This window comes from Paraburkholderia caballeronis (assembly GCF_900104845.1).
Classification (GTDB): Bacteria; Pseudomonadota; Gammaproteobacteria; order Burkholderiales; family Burkholderiaceae; genus Paraburkholderia; species Paraburkholderia caballeronis.
In genome coordinates, this window is sequence record NZ_FNSR01000001.1 from 3,203,353 (window position 1) to 3,217,913 (window position 14,561).

The following is a 14,561-nucleotide window of genomic DNA, read 5'->3' on the forward strand; positions in this document are numbered from 1 at the left end:
ATGACGACCGCCGCTTCCTCGACGCGCCCCGCTCCGTACGGCGCGCCCGCGCCGCAGCACGGCCAGGGCGGCCCCGGCGAGACGTTCGCGCTCGGCTTGCCGGCGCGGCCGCCGCTGCTCACGCGCGGCGCATGGATCGCGCTGATCGCACTCATACTCGCGATCGGCATCGGCGTGCCGCTGTGCGCGCTGGTGCTGCCGCAGTCGAGCGCGTTCCATCTGTCCGCGTATGCGATGACGCTCACCGGCAAGCTGATGTGCTATGCGATCGCCGCGCTTGCGCTCGACCTCGTGTGGGGCTACTGCGGAATCCTGAGCCTCGGCCACGGCCTCTTTTTCGCGCTCGGCGGCTACGCGATCGGCATGTACCTGATGCGCGAGATCGGCCACGACGGCAAATACGGCAGCGACCTGCCGGACTTCATGGTGTTCCTCGACTGGCATTCGCTGCCGTGGTACTGGCAGGGCACGCAGCACCTGTGGTACGCGCTGCTGCTGGTCGTGCTGGCGCCGGCCGTCGTCGCGTGGGTGTTCGGCTTCTTCACGTTCCGCTCGCGCGTGAAGGGCGTGTACCTGTCGATCATCACGCAGGCGACCACCTTCGCCGCGATGCTGCTGTTCTATCGCAACGAGACCGGCTTCGGCGGCAACAACGGCTTCACCGACTTCAAGCGGATCGCGAGTTTCCCGATCACCCATCCGGGCACGCGCACGGTGCTGTTTCTGATGACGTTCGCGACGCTCGTGCTCGCGTTCCTCGGCGCGCGCGCGATCGTCACGTCGAAGCTCGGCCGCGTCGTCACGGCGGTGCGCGACGGCGAAACCCGGCTGATGTTCCTCGGCTACAGCCCGCTCGGCTACAAGCTGTTCGTGTGGACCGTGTCCGCCGTGCTGTGCGGGATCGCGGGCGCGCTGTACGTGCCGCAGGTCGGCATCATCAACCCGAGCGAGATGTCGCCGGGCAACTCGATCGAGATGGCGATCTGGGTCGCGGTCGGCGGGCGCGGCACGCTGATCGGCCCGATCATCGGCGCGTTCGCGGTGAACGGCGCGAAGAGCGTGTTCACCGCGTATTTCGCCGAATACTGGCTGTTCTTTCTCGGCCTCATCTTCGTGCTCGTGCCGCTCCTGCTGCCGAACGGCATCATGGGGCTGATCGAACTCGTCACGCGCAAAAGGAAACACGGATGAACGGCACGACGATTTCGGACCCGCTGAACCACAACCCGTTCGACGACGACACGCCGACGCTGTCCGGCGTCGCGGGCCTCGGGCACGTCGTCGAGCCGGGCGCGATCGACGTGTCGCACGGCACGATCCTGTACCTGGAGGACGTGACGGTCAGCTTCGACGGCTTTCGCGCGCTGAACCAGCTGACGCTGTCGATCGACGTGAACGAGCTGCGCTGCGTGATCGGCCCGAACGGCGCGGGCAAGACGACGATGATGGACGTCATCACCGGCAAGACCTCGCCCGACTCGGGCAAGGTGTTCCTCGGCCAGACGATCGACCTCACGCGGATGAACGAACCGGCGATCGCGCGCGCGGGCATCGGCCGCAAGTTCCAGAAGCCGACCGTGTTCGAGCAGCATCCGGTGTGGGAGAACCTCGAACTCGCGATGAAGGCGGACAAGGGCTGGTGGGCGTCGCTGCGCGCGCGGCTCGACCGCGCCGCGCAGGCGAGGATCGAGGAGACGCTCGAAGTGATCCGCCTGGAGAGCGACGCGCGGCGGCTCGCGGGCGAGCTTTCGCACGGACAGAAGCAGCGGCTGGAGATCGGCATGCTGCTGATGCAGCAGCCGGCGCTGCTGCTGCTCGACGAGCCGGCGGCCGGCATGACCGACGACGAGACGATGGAACTCGCCGCGCTGCTGAACCGGCTGCGCGGCAGCTGCTCGATGATGGTCGTCGAGCACGACATGGAGTTCGTCGCCGCGCTCGCGGGCGAGACCGGCCGCGTGACCGTGATGGCGGAAGGCCACGTGCTCGCGGACGGCACCCTCGACGACGTGAAGCGGGACGAAGCGGTGATCGAGTCGTATCTCGGCCGCTGACAACGACAGTGGAAAACCAGGCATTCCCATGCTGACTATCGAATCGCTGAACCAGTATTACGGCGGCAGCCATATCCTGCGCAACGTGTCGATGACGGTGCCTCCGGCTAAGCTGACCGTGCTGCTCGGGCGCAACGGCGTCGGCAAGACGACGCTGCTGCGCTGTCTGATGGGCGTCGTGCCGACGAAGAGCGGCAGCATCGCATGGCGCGACCAGCCGCTGACGAAGCTGCCGACCTATGCGCGCGTCGCGCAGGGGCTCGCTTACGTGCCGCAGGGGCGCGATATCTTTCCGCGCCTCACCGTCGAGGAAAACCTGCTGGTCGGCGCGGCGAGCCGCAAGGCGCCGGCCGGCGTGCCGGACCATATCTATCGCCTCTTTCCGGTGCTGAAGGACATGAAGTCGCGGCGCGGCGGCGACCTGTCCGGCGGACAGCAGCAGCAGCTTGCGATCGGCCGCGCGCTGATGAGCGAGCCGCAGTTGCTGATCCTCGACGAGCCGACCGAAGGCATCCAGCCGTCGATCATTCAGGACATCGGCAGGACGCTGCGGCAACTGGTCGAAGAGATGCAGATGACCGTGCTGCTCGTCGAGCAGTATTACGACTTCGCGAAGGCGATCGCGGACCGGTATTGGGTGATGAGCCGCGGCGAGATCGTCGCCGGCGGCGAAGGCGCGAACATGGATGCCGACGGGGTTCGCGCGTTGATCGCGGTTTGACCGGTGCGGTGGCGCCGGCGCGTCGCTTCGCAGGCGTCGTTTCCGTGTTTGTCCGCGAACGGGGCGTTGCGTTGCGTTGCGTTGCGTTTCGTTTGCGCATAACCGGCCGCATCGCGATGCGCTCGTCGCATCGCATGTTGATCCGCCTTCCATCGAATAGCTCTCACACCGCTTCGCGCCCGCCGTTTCGCGTTCGCATCGCGTAGCGCCGGATTGCGCATGCTATGCTCGTCGCCATCGTCCGGCGGGACGTGACCGTACATGAACCCGCCTGCCTCTCCCGCTTTTTCCCGCATGTCCGTTCACGAAGATCACACCGCCCTCGTTCAGCCGTCGTCCGCCGCGCAATCCGCTCATCGCGAATGGCACGCGCGCCTCGAACTCGGCTTCGTACGGCATGGCGCTCCGCATGACCCTTCGCAGACAGACTCGCAGCGTCCCGCCCGCACGACGCTCGCGCATCGCCGCCATTTCGGCCCGCTGCGCGTGCAGCGGCCGCTGTATCCGGAAGGCGATGCGATCTGCCACGCGGTGATCGTGCATCCGCCGGCGGGCATCGCGGGCGGCGACCGGCTCGACATCGACATCGACGTCGGTGCCGGCGCACACGCGCTGCTGACGACGCCAGGCGCCACGAAGTGGTACAAGTCGAACGGCCGGGTCGCGCGGCAGCGGATCGACGTGCGGGTCGGCGCGGATGCGAAGCTGGACTGGCTGCCGCAGAACAACCTGCTGTTCGACCACGCGCATGCGGAACTCGACTTCTCGCTGACGCTCGGCGAGCGCGCGACCGCGATCGGCTGGGACGCGACGCAGCTCGGCCGGCAGGCGGCCGGCGAACGCTGGTCGGCCGGCACGCTGCGCGCGCTCACGCGCGTCGCGCGGACCACCGCCGACGCGAGCGAACTGCTGTGGTTCGAGCGCGCGATGCTCGACGCGGCCGACCCGCTGCGCGATTCGCCGCAAGGGCTCGCCGGTTATCCGGCATACGGCGTGCTGTGGGCGATCGGCCCGGCTTGCGACGACGAACTCGCGCAGACCCTCGCGGCCGACCTGCCGTTCACCGGCGCGTTGCGCGCCGGCGCAAGCTGCATCGTGCCGGGCGTGCTGGTCGTGCGTGCGCTCGCACGGTCGATGGAGCCGTTGCAGCATCTGCTCGCACAATGCTGGACACGGCTGCGGCCCATCGTTCACGGCGTCGACGCGATGCCGCTGCGGTTGTGGACGACGTGAGACCTCGGCGTCGCGGCCTATAAAGCAGACGGCCGGCCATCGAAGCAATGCACGCACGCATGAAAAATGGAAACGCCGACCGGCAGGCGAAACCGTCGTCGGCAGTCGGACCACGAGCCCGCCAGCCTCTCCGGCGCTACGCGGCCGCCACCGCGAATCCCCCGCTCCACCCCGCAAATCCCCGCCCCGGCACGCTCCCACCCCGTTTACCTGCTGCGCGACAAAATTGGCTCCTGTATGCTCGACGCTGGCAGCGGACCGCGCGGTCCCCGTTCCGGCCGACCGCCCCAACCGACACTCAACCGATGAAGCTCACACCCCGCGAGAAAGACAAGCTCCTGATCTTCACCGCCGCGCTGCTCGCCGAACGGCGCCGCGCGCGCGGCCTCAAGCTCAACTATCCGGAAGCCGTCGCGTTCATCACCGCCGCGCTGATGGAAGCCGCGCGCGACGGCAAGACGGTCGCCGAGGTAATGCACTACGGCACGACGCTGCTCACGCGCGACGACGTGATGGAAGGCGTGCCCGAGATGATCCCCGACATCCAGGTCGAAGCGACGTTCCCGGACGGCACGAAGCTCGTCACCGTCCACCATCCGATTCCTTGAACGAAGGGCGCGCATCATGATTCCCGGCGAACTGCTGATCGACGACGGCGAGATCGAACTGAACGCGGGCCGCGCGACCGTGACCGTCACGGTCGCGAACACCGGCGACCGTCCGGTGCAGGTCGGCTCGCATTTCCATTTCTACGAGGTGAACGACGCGCTGTCGTTCGACCGCGAGGCCGCGCGCGGCTTCCGGCTGAACATCGCGGCCGGCACCGCGGTGCGCTTCGAGCCCGGCCAGGAACGCACGGTCGAGCTGGTCGCGCTCGCCGGCGCGCGCGTCGTCCATGGCTTCAACGGCAAGGTGATGGGGCCGCTGTAACGCCGCCCCTTCTCCGCCCTTCGTTATTCGCTTCCGGACCCACCCCATGACCCTGAAAATCGGCCGCCGCGCGTACGCGGAAATGTTCGGCCCCACGACCGGCGACCGCGTGCGACTCGCCGACACCGAACTCGTGATCGAAATCGAGCGCGACTACACCGTCTACGGCGACGAAGTGAAGTTCGGCGGCGGCAAGGTGATCCGCGACGGCATGGGCCAGTCGCAGCTCGTCGCCGCCGACGTCGCGGACACCGTCGTCACGAACGCGGTGATCGTCGATCACTGGGGCATCGTGAAGGCGGACATCGGCATCAAGGACGGCCGCGTGTGGAAGATCGGCAAGGCCGGCAATCCGGACGTGCAGCCCGCGGTGACGATCCCGATCGGCGCGGCGACCGAGGTGATCGCCGGCGAAGGGCTGATCGTCACGGCCGGCGGCGTCGATACCCACATCCACTTCATCAGCCCGCAGCAGATCGACGAGGCGCTGGCCTCCGGCGTGACGACGATGCTCGGCGGCGGCACCGGCCCCGCGACCGGCACCAACGCGACGACCTGCACGCCGGGTCCGTGGCACATCGAGCGGATGCTCCAGGCCGCCGACGGCTGGCCGATGAACCTCGGGTTTCTCGGCAAGGGCAACGTGAGCCAGCCGCAGCCGGCGCTGGAGCAGATCGAGGCCGGCGCGATCGGCCTGAAGCTGCACGAGGACTGGGGCACGACGCCGGCCGCGATCGACAACTGCCTGTCGGTCGCCGACGACACCGACACCCAGGTCGCGATCCACACCGACACGCTGAACGAGGCGGGTTTCGTCGAGGCGACCGTCGCCGCGTTCAAGGGCCGCACGATCCACACGTATCACACCGAGGGCGCGGGCGGCGGCCACGCGCCGGACATCATCAAGGTGTGCGGCGAGATGAACGTGCTGCCGTCGTCGACGAACCCGACGCGGCCGTACACGGTGAACACGCTCGACGAGCACCTCGACATGCTGATGGTCTGCCATCACCTCGACCCGTCGATCGCGGAGGACATCGCGTTCGCGGAGTCGCGCATCCGCCGCGAGACGATCGCGGCCGAGGACATCCTGCACGACCTGGGCGCGCTATCGATGCTGTCGTCGGATTCGCAGGCGATGGGGCGCGTCGGCGAAGTGGTGATCCGCACGTGGCAGACCGCGCACAAGATGAAGGTGCAGCGCGGCGCGCTGCCCGAGGACAACGCGCGCAACGACAACTTCCGCGTGAAGCGCTACGTCGCGAAGTACACGATCAATCCGGCGCTCACGCACGGCATCGCGCACGAAGTCGGCTCGATCGAGCCGGGCAAGTGGGCGGACCTCGTGTTCTGGGAGCCGGCGTTCTTCGGCGTGAAACCGTCGCTCGTCGTGAAGGGCGGGATGATCGCGCTCGCGCAGATGGGCGACCCGAACGCGTCGATCCCGACGCCGCAGCCGGTCCACTACCGCGAGATGTTCGCGACGCGCGGCCGGGCGCTTTCGCAGACGTCGCTGACGTTCGTTTCGCAGGCCGCGCAGGAACGCGGCGTCGCGGAACGCTACGGGTTGAGCAAGCGCATCGTCGCGGTCCGGAACTGCCGCAACGTGACGAAGGCCGACATGATCCACAACGCGTGGCGCCCCGCGATCAGCGTCGATCCGGAGACCTATCAGGTCGTCGCGGACGGCCAGTTGCTGACCTGCGAGCCGGCGGCCGTGCTGCCGATGGCGCAACGCTACTTCCTGTTCTGACCATGCGCACGATCGACAAGCGGCTGACCGCGAAACTCGCGCCGGTGCTGGTGCGCCGCGCGCCGACCGTCACGCTCGCGTACGACGCGCGCTGCAAGAGCCGCTTCGCGGCGACGCTCGACACCGGCGAGGAAGTCGGCGTCGTGCTGCCGCGCGGCACGGTGCTGCGCGACGGCGACGTGCTGGTCGCCGACGACGGCGGCCTGGTGCGCGTCGTCGCGGCCGCCGAGAGCGTGCTGCTGGTGCGCGCGCCGGACCGGCTCACGCTGACGCGCGCCGCATATCACCTCGGCAACCGGCACACGCCGGTCGAGGTCGGCGACGACTACCTGAAGCTCGAAGCGGACCCGGTGCTGGAGGACATGCTGAAGCGGCTCGGCGCGCGCGTCGCGCGCGAGACGCAACCGTTCCAGCCGGAAGCCGGCGCGTATGGCGGCGGCCACCGGCACGGCCACGACGACACCTTCGCGGACGACTACGCGCTCGCGCAGAAGGTGTTCGACGAGCATCATGGGCATTCGCGTGACCATGGGCACGATCATGGGCACGCGCACGGCGGGCGCGACCATTCGCATGGGCACGGACACGCGCACGACCCGCACGGCGACGAGCATGTGCACGGCCCTGGCTGCGGACACGACCATTCGCACGCCGAGGGCCATACGCACGAGCACGAGCACGATCACGCGCACAGCCACGGCCACTCGCACGACGAGGCAGCGCACGTGCATGGCCCGGACTGCGGCCACGATCACGCATCCGACGCCGACCCGCACCACCCGCACGGCCATGCGCATCGCTGAACTCACGGCGCTGCTGCATCTCGCGTCGCCGGCGCTGCCGATCGGCGCGTTCAGTTATTCGCAGGGACTCGAAGCGGCGATCGACGCGGCGTTGATCCGCGACGCCGACGACGCGCGCCGCTGGATCGAAGACGGTCTTTCGACCGTGCTCGCGACCGGCGAACTGCCGTTCGTCGCGCACCAGCTCGAACGCTGGCGCACGCACGACGCCGCCGCGCTCGCGGCCGCGAACGAGGCATTCGTCGCGAGCCGCGAGTCGTCCGAGTTGCGCCGCGAAACCGCGCAGATGGGCTGGTCGCTGCGGCAACTGTGCTCGCAGCTCGAATGGGGCGACGCCGGACGCCGCGCGACGCTCGACGCGATGACGCCGGTCGCGCAGCCGACCGCGTTCGCGTTCGCCGCCTATGCGCACGACGCCGCGCCGGACGCGACGCTCGCCGCGTATGCGTTCGGCTGGGTCGAGAACCAGACCGCGGCCGCGCTGAAGGCCGTGCCGCTCGGCCAGCTCGCCGGACAGCGGATCGTCGTCGCGCTGCGGCCGGCAATCGAAACCGCGGTCGAACGCGCGCTCGCGACGCCGCCCGACGCGCTCAACACGTTCGCGCCGCAACTCGGCATCCTGTCCGCGCGGCACGAATCGCAGTATTCACGGCTGTTCCGCTCGTAGGCCGCGGGCACCTCGACCCGCATCGAAAAGCACCAGCAGGCACCAACAGGCACCACCGAAACATGACCCGAAACACCACGAAGCGCACGAAAAAACTGCCGCCGCTGCGCGTCGGCGTCGGCGGCCCGGTCGGCTCCGGCAAGACCACGCTGCTCGAAATGCTGTGCAAGGCGATGCGCGAGCGTTACGACCTCGTCGCGATCACGAACGACATCTACACGAAAGAAGACCAGCGTCTGCTGACCGTCGCGGGCGCGCTGCCGGCCGAGCGGATCATGGGCGTCGAGACCGGCGGCTGTCCGCACACCGCGATCCGCGAGGACGCGTCGATCAACCTCGAAGCGGTCGACCAGATGCTGTCACGCTTTCCGGACGCGGACATCGTGTTCATCGAGTCCGGCGGCGACAACCTCGCGGCGACGTTCAGCCCGGAGCTGTCGGACCTGACGATCTATGTGATCGACGTCGCCGGCGGCGAGAAGATTCCGCGCAAGGGCGGCCCCGGCATCACGAAGTCGGACCTGCTGGTCATCAACAAGACGGACCTCGCGCCGCTCGTCGGCGCGAACCTCGACGTGATGGCGTCCGACGCAACGAAGATGCGCGGCGAGCGGCCGTTCGTGATGTGCAACCTGAAGGCGCTCGACGGGCTCGATCAGGTGATCGCGTTCATCGAGAAGAAGGGGTTGCTGGTCGGGTGAACGATCGCGCGATGCAGGAACGCATCGCGCGAAAAAGCAGCGCGCCGCGTCGGCCACACCGCGCGGCGCGAACAGCGCGCGAACCGCGGCAGGCGTAACCGGCAGCCCGCGAATCAGACCGGGCTCAACCGCACGTCGTCCGGCATCCGCTCGGCGGACGGCGCGGGCAGCAGCGTCGTCAGCACGTCCACCGTGCGCGCGGTCGCGCCGCGATGGCGCGCGGCGAACGCGGCGGCCGACGCGCCCATCGCGACGCGCCGCGACTTGTCCGCGAACAGTTCGCGCAGCGCGCGCGCCAGGTCCGCCGGGTCCTGCACCTGCAACGCCGCGCCGGCCGCGACCGCGTCGGCGGTCGCCTGCGTGAAGTTGAACACGTGCGGGCCGATCAGCACCGGCGTGCCGACCGCGCACGCCTCGATCAGGTTCTGTCCGCCGAGCGGCAGCAGACTGCCGCCGATGAACGCGAGATCGGCCGCCGCGTAATACGCGCCCATCTCGCCCATCGAATCGCCGAGCAGCACGTTCACGTCCTGCGGCAACGCGCGGATGCCCGCATGCGCGGCGGCGGCCACCGCGCCGGGCGCCCATTCCGAGCGCCGCGCGACTTTCAGGTTGCGCCGCGCGGCCAGCGCGGCGACTTCGTCGAACCGCTGCGGATGGCGCGGCACGAGAATCAGCAACGCGTCCTCGACGCCGAGCGCCGCGAACGCGTCGAGCACCCGTTCCTCCTCGCCCTCGCGCGTGCTCGCGGCGACCCACACCGGCCGCGCGCCGATCGCGCGCCGCCATTCGCGGCCGCGCGCGATCAGTTCGGGCGGGCTCGCCATGTCGAACTTCAGGTTGCCGAGCACCGACACGTTGCGCGCGCCGAGCGACGTCAGCCGCTCCGCGTCGGACGGGCTCTGCGCAAGCACGCGCGCGAAGCCGCCGAACACGCCGCGCGTCGCGTGGCCGAACTTCGCCGCGCGCCGGTGCGAGCGCGCGGACATCCGCGCGTTCGTCAGCACGAGCGGCACATCCGCGCGGCGGCATTCGTCGATCAGCGTCGGCCACACCTCGGTCTCCATCACGAGCCCGAGCGACGGCCGCCACGCATGCAGGAAGCGCCGCACGGCATGCGGCATGTCGTACGGCAGATAACAGCGCAGCACGCGGTCGCCGAACAGCTTCTCGCCGGTCGCGCGGCCGCTCGGCGTCATGTGCGTGAGCAGGATGCGCGCGTCGGGCCGCGCGGCCGCGAGCGCGTCGATCAGCGGCTGCGCGGCGCGCGTCTCGCCGACCGACACGGCATGCACCCAGATCAGCGGCGCGTCGTCGTCCGGCATGCGCCCCGCCGACAGTCCGAAACGCTCGGCGATGTGCTCGCGATAACCGTGCTCGCGCCGCGAGCGGATCAACAGGCGCAGCACGGCGAGCGGCGCGATCAGCCACCACGCGGCGCGATAGATCGCCCTCAGCATCGCGCCCTGCCCGTATGCGTGCCGGAAACCGCGTCGAAGGCCGCGCCGCAAACGACGCGGAAAGCCACGCAGAAAACCCCGCAGACGCGGCCGTTGGCGGGCGCGCTCAAACGAGTTCCTTGCCTTTCAGGCGTTCGAGGATGCCGAGCGGCGCCCAGTCCGGATGCACCATCGCGTTGACCGGCAGGAAAAACGTCTGCTCCAGCATGAACTGGCCGGACATCACCGCATGCGACGCGTGATCGGAGAAGCACACCCACACGCTGCCCGGCGGAAAACCGATGGTTTCCTGCGGGCTCGTTTTCTGATAGTCGAGGTCGGCCTTCATGCTGTCGTGCAGGTTCAGCATCAGATGGTCGTATTCGCTGCGCGGCGACTTCGTGATGTGCAGCAGATGCTGAAGCCACGCGGAGCCGGGCATCTGCGGCTTGATGCGCGGCAGGAAACGCTTCGCCATGTCCTCGAACGGCTCGCCGACGCGCCACACGCGCGGCGCGCCGTTCGGGTTCACGTTCGTGAACACGCGCAGGATCCGCTCGCCGTAGTTCGGCCGCGACGGGAACGCGTCGACGTGCAGCCGGCTGTCGTCCTTGCGCCACGAGGTCTGGCGCGTCTCGACCTGATGCAGCCGCAGGCTCGTCGGCGCGACGCGCAGCTTGCCGCCGTATTCGGGAAAGAGGCCGTCGACCAGCGTGCGTGCGTTGGCCTGGTAACGCGCGACCAGCGCGCGCACCGCGGACTGCGTGACCGGATCGCCGAGCACGCCGTGCAGCGCGCCGCCGCCCGGGTCGAGGCTGATGTTCTTGCGCTTCGGGTCCGCGAGCGCCGGGTCGAGCAGCGCGCGCTCGCCGCCTTCGATCGCGAAGCGCAGGTTCGGGAAATACAGCACCTTGCCCTGCTCGACGCCGTTCAGCAGCGACTCGCGCGGCTGCGACAGGTTCTGGCCGTGCCAGTCGGCGGAAGTGACTTCGATGATCTGGGATTCGTTCATGGTCGCCCTTGTGAAGCGATGAAGCTGTGGATCCGGTTGCCTGCCGGCGGTTCGGGTCGTTCGGGCCGCTCCAGCCGTCGCGGCGGCGAAATTCGGGCCGCGCCGCCCGTGTCCCGCGCGACGCGGAACCTGGCCCGCCACCCGCGTTGCGGCGCGCGGCGTCCGGTATCCATTGCAACAGCCCGTGTGTGCGCCAACCCGGCAGGCATCTGACGGCGCGCATCCCGCGCGCCCTCGTCCTTATACCCGCCGGCCCGGCCGTGCGCCTTGACTCGCCGCAGTCCGTGCAGCGATCGCCGCGCTACAGAAGCCCGAAACCGGCCAGCACCGCCTTCACCTGTGGCAGCGTCGGCGGCTGCCCGGCGGTGCCGAGATTCGACACGTTCGGCGACCAGTAGCCGCCGGTCCGCCATGCGGTCGCGAAATTGTACAACTCGACGGTCGGCCGCTTCAGCGCGGCCGCGATGTGCACGAGCCCGGTATCGACGCCGACGGTCGCCGCCGCGCCGTCGATCAGCCCGACCACGGCCGGCAGCGACAGCCTCGGCGGCACGACCGCCGCCGCGCCGAACTCGCGCGCGAGGCGCTCGCTCGTGGCGCGCTCCGCGTCGCTGCCCCACGGCAGCACCAGCGACACGCCGCGCCGCACCAGCGCCTGGCCCAGCTCGATCCAGTTCGCGTCGGCCCACTGCTTGTCGGCGCGCGACGTCGCGTGCACGAACACGACGTACGGCACCGGCAGGTTCAGCCCGACGCCGGCGAGCGCGAGCGCCGCGCGGCCGGTGTCGATGCCGAAGTCGATGTCGTCGGCCGGCTGCGGGCGCGGTTCGCCGAGCGCGGCGGCCACCAGTTGCCGCGTGCGCTCGACCACGTGCGTGCGCGGCTCGATCGGGATCGCCCGGTCGTAGAAAAAGCGCACCGGCCACTCGTAACCCGCGCCGTCGGTCCGGTTGCCGAGGCCGACGAGCGGCCCGCGCGCCCAGCTCGCGACCCACGCGGTCTTGATGAGCCCCTGGCAGTCGATCACGAGGTCGTATTTCTCGGCCACGAGCGCGCGCCGGAACGCGCCGATCTCGCGCCAGCTCGATGCGGACAGCAGCCGTTTGCGCCAGCGGCGCAGCGAGAACGGAATCGCGCGGCGCACGCCGTGCACGAGTTCGACGAGATCCCTGAAACTCTCTTCGACCAGCCAGTCGATCTGCGCGTCCGGGTAGCGCCGCAGGATGTCGGCGATCGCGGGCATGTTGTGGACGACGTCGCCGAGCGACGACACGCGTACGATGAGGATCTTTTGCACGCTTAACGGGACGGACCGGCACGCTGCGCCAGCCCCGTCCGGATGGACAAGGTCCGCAATTCTAGCGCGGCGGCAGCCAAAGACGAATTTTCCGACGGGGATGCAGACGGATTCGGCCCGTGTCGAGGAACAGGGCCGGCGATGCACGGCACGCCCGCCGTTCGGGGCTGTGCCATGCGTCCGTCAGAGCGTGGGAGACGGCGGCTGGCGACCGACGGCCGCAACAGCCGCGATAGCGAAACCGGCGCGGACGCCCGTCCGGCATCGTGGTGGCGGACGGCATCTGCGACCCGGACCCGCGATTGATTCCGCCACTGATTCCGCCATTTACGCTCAAGCGATCGCTCGCCTGGGCGCTGGTCGGCAAACGCGCGGCGACGTTCAACGCACCGTGCGCTCCCATCCGGTCCAACCGACGTTCAGAACGGCAGTTTCGCGTCCGGCTTCTCCGCGACGATCACGCGGCGGAAGTCTTCCTGGATGCGCTTCAATGCTTCGTCGCTATCGGCCTCGAAACGCATCACGACAACCGGCGTCGTATTCGACGAACGCGCGAGGCCAAAGCCGTCCGGGTACTCGACGCGCAGGCCGTCGATCGTGATCACGTCGTCCGCGCCGGTGAATTTCGCGTTCTTCTGCAGCCGCGCGATCAGTTCGAAGTTCTCGCCTTCTTCGAGCTTCAGTTGCAGTTCCGGCGTCGCGCGCGAGTTCGGCAGGCCGTTCAGCAGCGCGCTCGGGTCCTGCGTGCGCGCGAGGATTTCGAGCAGCCGCGCGCCGGTGTACAAGCCGTCGTCGAACCCGTACCAGCGGTCCTTGAAGAACACGTGGCCGCTCATCTCACCCGCGAGCGGCGCGCCGGTCTCGCGCAGCTTCGCCTTCACGAGCGAGTGGCCGGTCTTCCACATCAGCGGCACGCCGCCCTTGTCCTTCACCCACTTCGCGAGATTGCGCGTGCACTTCACGTCGTAGATGATTTCCTTGCCCGGATTGCGCGTCAGCACGTCCTCCGCGAACAGCATCAGTTGCCGGTCCGGATAGATGATCTGGCCGTCCTTGGTGACGACGCCGAGCCGGTCGCCGTCGCCGTCGAACGCGAAGCCGATCTCCGCATCGGTTTGCTTCAGCGCGCGGATCACGTCCTGAAGGTTCTCCGGATGCGCGGGGTCCGGGTGATGGTTCGGGAAGTTGCCGTCGATCTCGGTGAACAGTTCGACCAGTTCGCAGCCGAGCGCCTTGAAGAGCTTCGGTGCGAGTCCGCCCGCAACGCCGTTGCCGGTATCGACGACGAGCTTCATCGGCCGCGCGAGTTTCACGTCGCTGACGATGCGTTGCAGATACGCGTCCGCGATGTCGTACTGCGTATAACTGCCCGCGCCCGACTCGAAGCGGTTCGACACGATCCGGTCATGCAGCCCGAGGATCTGCTCGCCGTAGATCGCCGCGCCGCGCAGCACCATCTTGAAGCCGTTGTAGTCCGGCGGATTGTGGCTGCCGGTCACGACGATGCACGAATCGACGCGCCGCTCGCCGCCTTCGAGCGCGAGCGGCACGCTCGCCGCGAAGTAGCCGACCGGCGTCGGCACCATGCCGACGTCGACCACGTCGACGCCCGCCGCGCGCAAGCCGTCGGACAACGCGCCGACCAGTTCCGGCCCGGACAGCCGGCCGTCGCGCGCGACCACCACCGCATCGCCGCCCTGCGCGCGCACTTCGCTGCCGAACGCGCGGCCGATCGAGCGGGCCGCGTCGGCGTCCAGCGTCTTGCCGATCACGCCGCGAATGTCATATGCCTTGAAAATCGATTTGGAGATCATGAGAGGCTCACCCGTGCAATGGAAAGTCGGACCTATACGTACCACAACCTGACTGCCAGTTCCGTTGCCCCGTTACCAAAAGTCGTATCCGTTACAAACTATAATTGCGGTTTTTCGGCCGTCGTTGGGCACCCATT

General features: G+C 68.8%; 14 protein-coding genes. 10 read left to right on the top strand and 4 right to left on the bottom strand.

Annotated elements, in window-relative coordinates; all coding sequences use genetic code 11:
• From urtC to ureG, 10 genes are all read left to right on the top strand, one after another.
• Positions 1-1,191 (top strand): urea ABC transporter permease subunit UrtC, encoded by a 1,191-nt coding sequence (gene urtC / locus BLV92_RS14300; RefSeq protein WP_090545906.1) that lies wholly within the window; start codon positions 1-3, stop codon positions 1,189-1,191.
• A complete protein-coding gene (gene urtD / locus BLV92_RS14305) occupies positions 1,188-2,054 on the top strand; it encodes an urea ABC transporter ATP-binding protein UrtD (RefSeq protein ID WP_090545908.1) in 867 nt (288 codons plus the stop codon). The genes urtC and urtD overlap by 4 nt, the downstream gene beginning before the upstream one ends.
• A 28-nt stretch (positions 2,055-2,082) precedes the next feature.
• Positions 2,083-2,775, top strand: a complete 693-nt coding sequence (gene urtE, locus BLV92_RS14310) for an urea ABC transporter ATP-binding subunit UrtE (protein ID WP_090545909.1) — start codon at positions 2,083-2,085, stop codon at positions 2,773-2,775.
• A 294-nt stretch (positions 2,776-3,069) separates the two neighbouring features.
• Positions 3,070-4,008: an urease accessory protein UreD gene (locus tag BLV92_RS14315; RefSeq protein ID WP_090545911.1), complete on the top strand. Its 939-nt coding sequence runs from the start codon at positions 3,070-3,072 to the stop codon at positions 4,006-4,008.
• Between the two features lie 305 nt (positions 4,009-4,313).
• Positions 4,314-4,616 (top strand): urease subunit gamma, encoded by a 303-nt coding sequence (gene ureA / locus BLV92_RS14320; RefSeq protein WP_006048588.1) that lies wholly within the window; start codon positions 4,314-4,316, stop codon positions 4,614-4,616.
• A 16-nt stretch (positions 4,617-4,632) separates the two neighbouring features.
• A complete protein-coding gene (locus BLV92_RS14325) occupies positions 4,633-4,938 on the top strand; it encodes an urease subunit beta (RefSeq protein ID WP_090545913.1) in 306 nt (101 codons plus the stop codon).
• Positions 4,939-4,984: 46 nt separating this feature from the next.
• Entirely contained in the window at positions 4,985-6,691 is a 1,707-nt protein-coding gene (gene ureC / locus BLV92_RS14330) for an urease subunit alpha (protein WP_090545916.1), read from the top strand.
• A gap of 2 nt (positions 6,692-6,693) precedes the next feature.
• The gene (ureE, locus tag BLV92_RS14335) at positions 6,694-7,494 is read left to right on the top strand and encodes an urease accessory protein UreE (protein ID WP_090545918.1); all 801 of its coding nucleotides are present in this window, start codon (positions 6,694-6,696) and stop codon (positions 7,492-7,494) included.
• Complete coding sequence (locus tag BLV92_RS14340; RefSeq protein ID WP_090545920.1) at positions 7,481-8,161, top strand: urease accessory protein UreF; 681 nt, start codon at positions 7,481-7,483, stop codon at positions 8,159-8,161. The genes ureE and BLV92_RS14340 overlap by 14 nt, the downstream gene beginning before the upstream one ends.
• 62 nt (positions 8,162-8,223) lie before the next feature.
• Positions 8,224-8,862, top strand: a complete 639-nt coding sequence (gene ureG / locus BLV92_RS14345; protein ID WP_090545922.1) for an urease accessory protein UreG — start codon at positions 8,224-8,226, stop codon at positions 8,860-8,862.
• 113 nt (positions 8,863-8,975) lie between these two features.
• Here the strand turns inward: ureG and waaA are convergent, their stop codons facing one another.
• From waaA to BLV92_RS14365, 4 genes are all read right to left on the bottom strand, one after another.
• Positions 8,976-10,322, bottom strand: a complete 1,347-nt coding sequence (waaA, locus tag BLV92_RS14350) for a lipid IV(A) 3-deoxy-D-manno-octulosonic acid transferase (protein WP_090545924.1) — start codon at positions 10,320-10,322, stop codon at positions 8,976-8,978.
• 106 nt (positions 10,323-10,428) lie between these two features.
• Entirely contained in the window at positions 10,429-11,313 is an 885-nt protein-coding gene (kdoO, locus tag BLV92_RS14355; RefSeq protein ID WP_090545926.1) for a Kdo hydroxylase KdoO, read from the bottom strand.
• 301 nt (positions 11,314-11,614) lie between these two features.
• Complete coding sequence (waaC, locus tag BLV92_RS14360) at positions 11,615-12,610, bottom strand: lipopolysaccharide heptosyltransferase I (protein ID WP_090545929.1); 996 nt, start codon at positions 12,608-12,610, stop codon at positions 11,615-11,617.
• Between the two features lie 419 nt (positions 12,611-13,029).
• On the bottom strand, positions 13,030-14,424 hold the full coding sequence (locus BLV92_RS14365) for a phosphomannomutase/phosphoglucomutase (protein WP_090545931.1): 1,395 nt from the start codon (positions 14,422-14,424) through the stop codon (positions 13,030-13,032).
• Positions 14,425-14,561 lie beyond the last annotated feature (137 nt).

Coding starts and splice junctions, on each gene's coding strand:
- urtC (WP_090545906.1), top strand. CDS start 1: ATGACGACCGCCGCTTCCTCGACGCGCCCCGCTCCGTACGGCGCGCCC.
- urtD (WP_090545908.1), top strand. CDS start 1,188: ATGAACGGCACGACGATTTCGGACCCGCTGAACCACAACCCGTTCGAC.
- urtE (WP_090545909.1), top strand. CDS start 2,083: ATGCTGACTATCGAATCGCTGAACCAGTATTACGGCGGCAGCCATATC.
- BLV92_RS14315 (WP_090545911.1), top strand. CDS start 3,070: ATGTCCGTTCACGAAGATCACACCGCCCTCGTTCAGCCGTCGTCCGCC.
- ureA (WP_006048588.1), top strand. CDS start 4,314: ATGAAGCTCACACCCCGCGAGAAAGACAAGCTCCTGATCTTCACCGCC.
- BLV92_RS14325 (WP_090545913.1), top strand. CDS start 4,633: ATGATTCCCGGCGAACTGCTGATCGACGACGGCGAGATCGAACTGAAC.
- ureC (WP_090545916.1), top strand. CDS start 4,985: ATGACCCTGAAAATCGGCCGCCGCGCGTACGCGGAAATGTTCGGCCCC.
- ureE (WP_090545918.1), top strand. CDS start 6,694: ATGCGCACGATCGACAAGCGGCTGACCGCGAAACTCGCGCCGGTGCTG.
- BLV92_RS14340 (WP_090545920.1), top strand. CDS start 7,481: ATGCGCATCGCTGAACTCACGGCGCTGCTGCATCTCGCGTCGCCGGCG.
- ureG (WP_090545922.1), top strand. CDS start 8,224: ATGACCCGAAACACCACGAAGCGCACGAAAAAACTGCCGCCGCTGCGC.
- waaA (WP_090545924.1), bottom strand. CDS start 10,322: ATGCTGAGGGCGATCTATCGCGCCGCGTGGTGGCTGATCGCGCCGCTC.
- kdoO (WP_090545926.1), bottom strand. CDS start 11,313: ATGAACGAATCCCAGATCATCGAAGTCACTTCCGCCGACTGGCACGGC.
- BLV92_RS14365 (WP_090545931.1), bottom strand. CDS start 14,424: ATGATCTCCAAATCGATTTTCAAGGCATATGACATTCGCGGCGTGATC.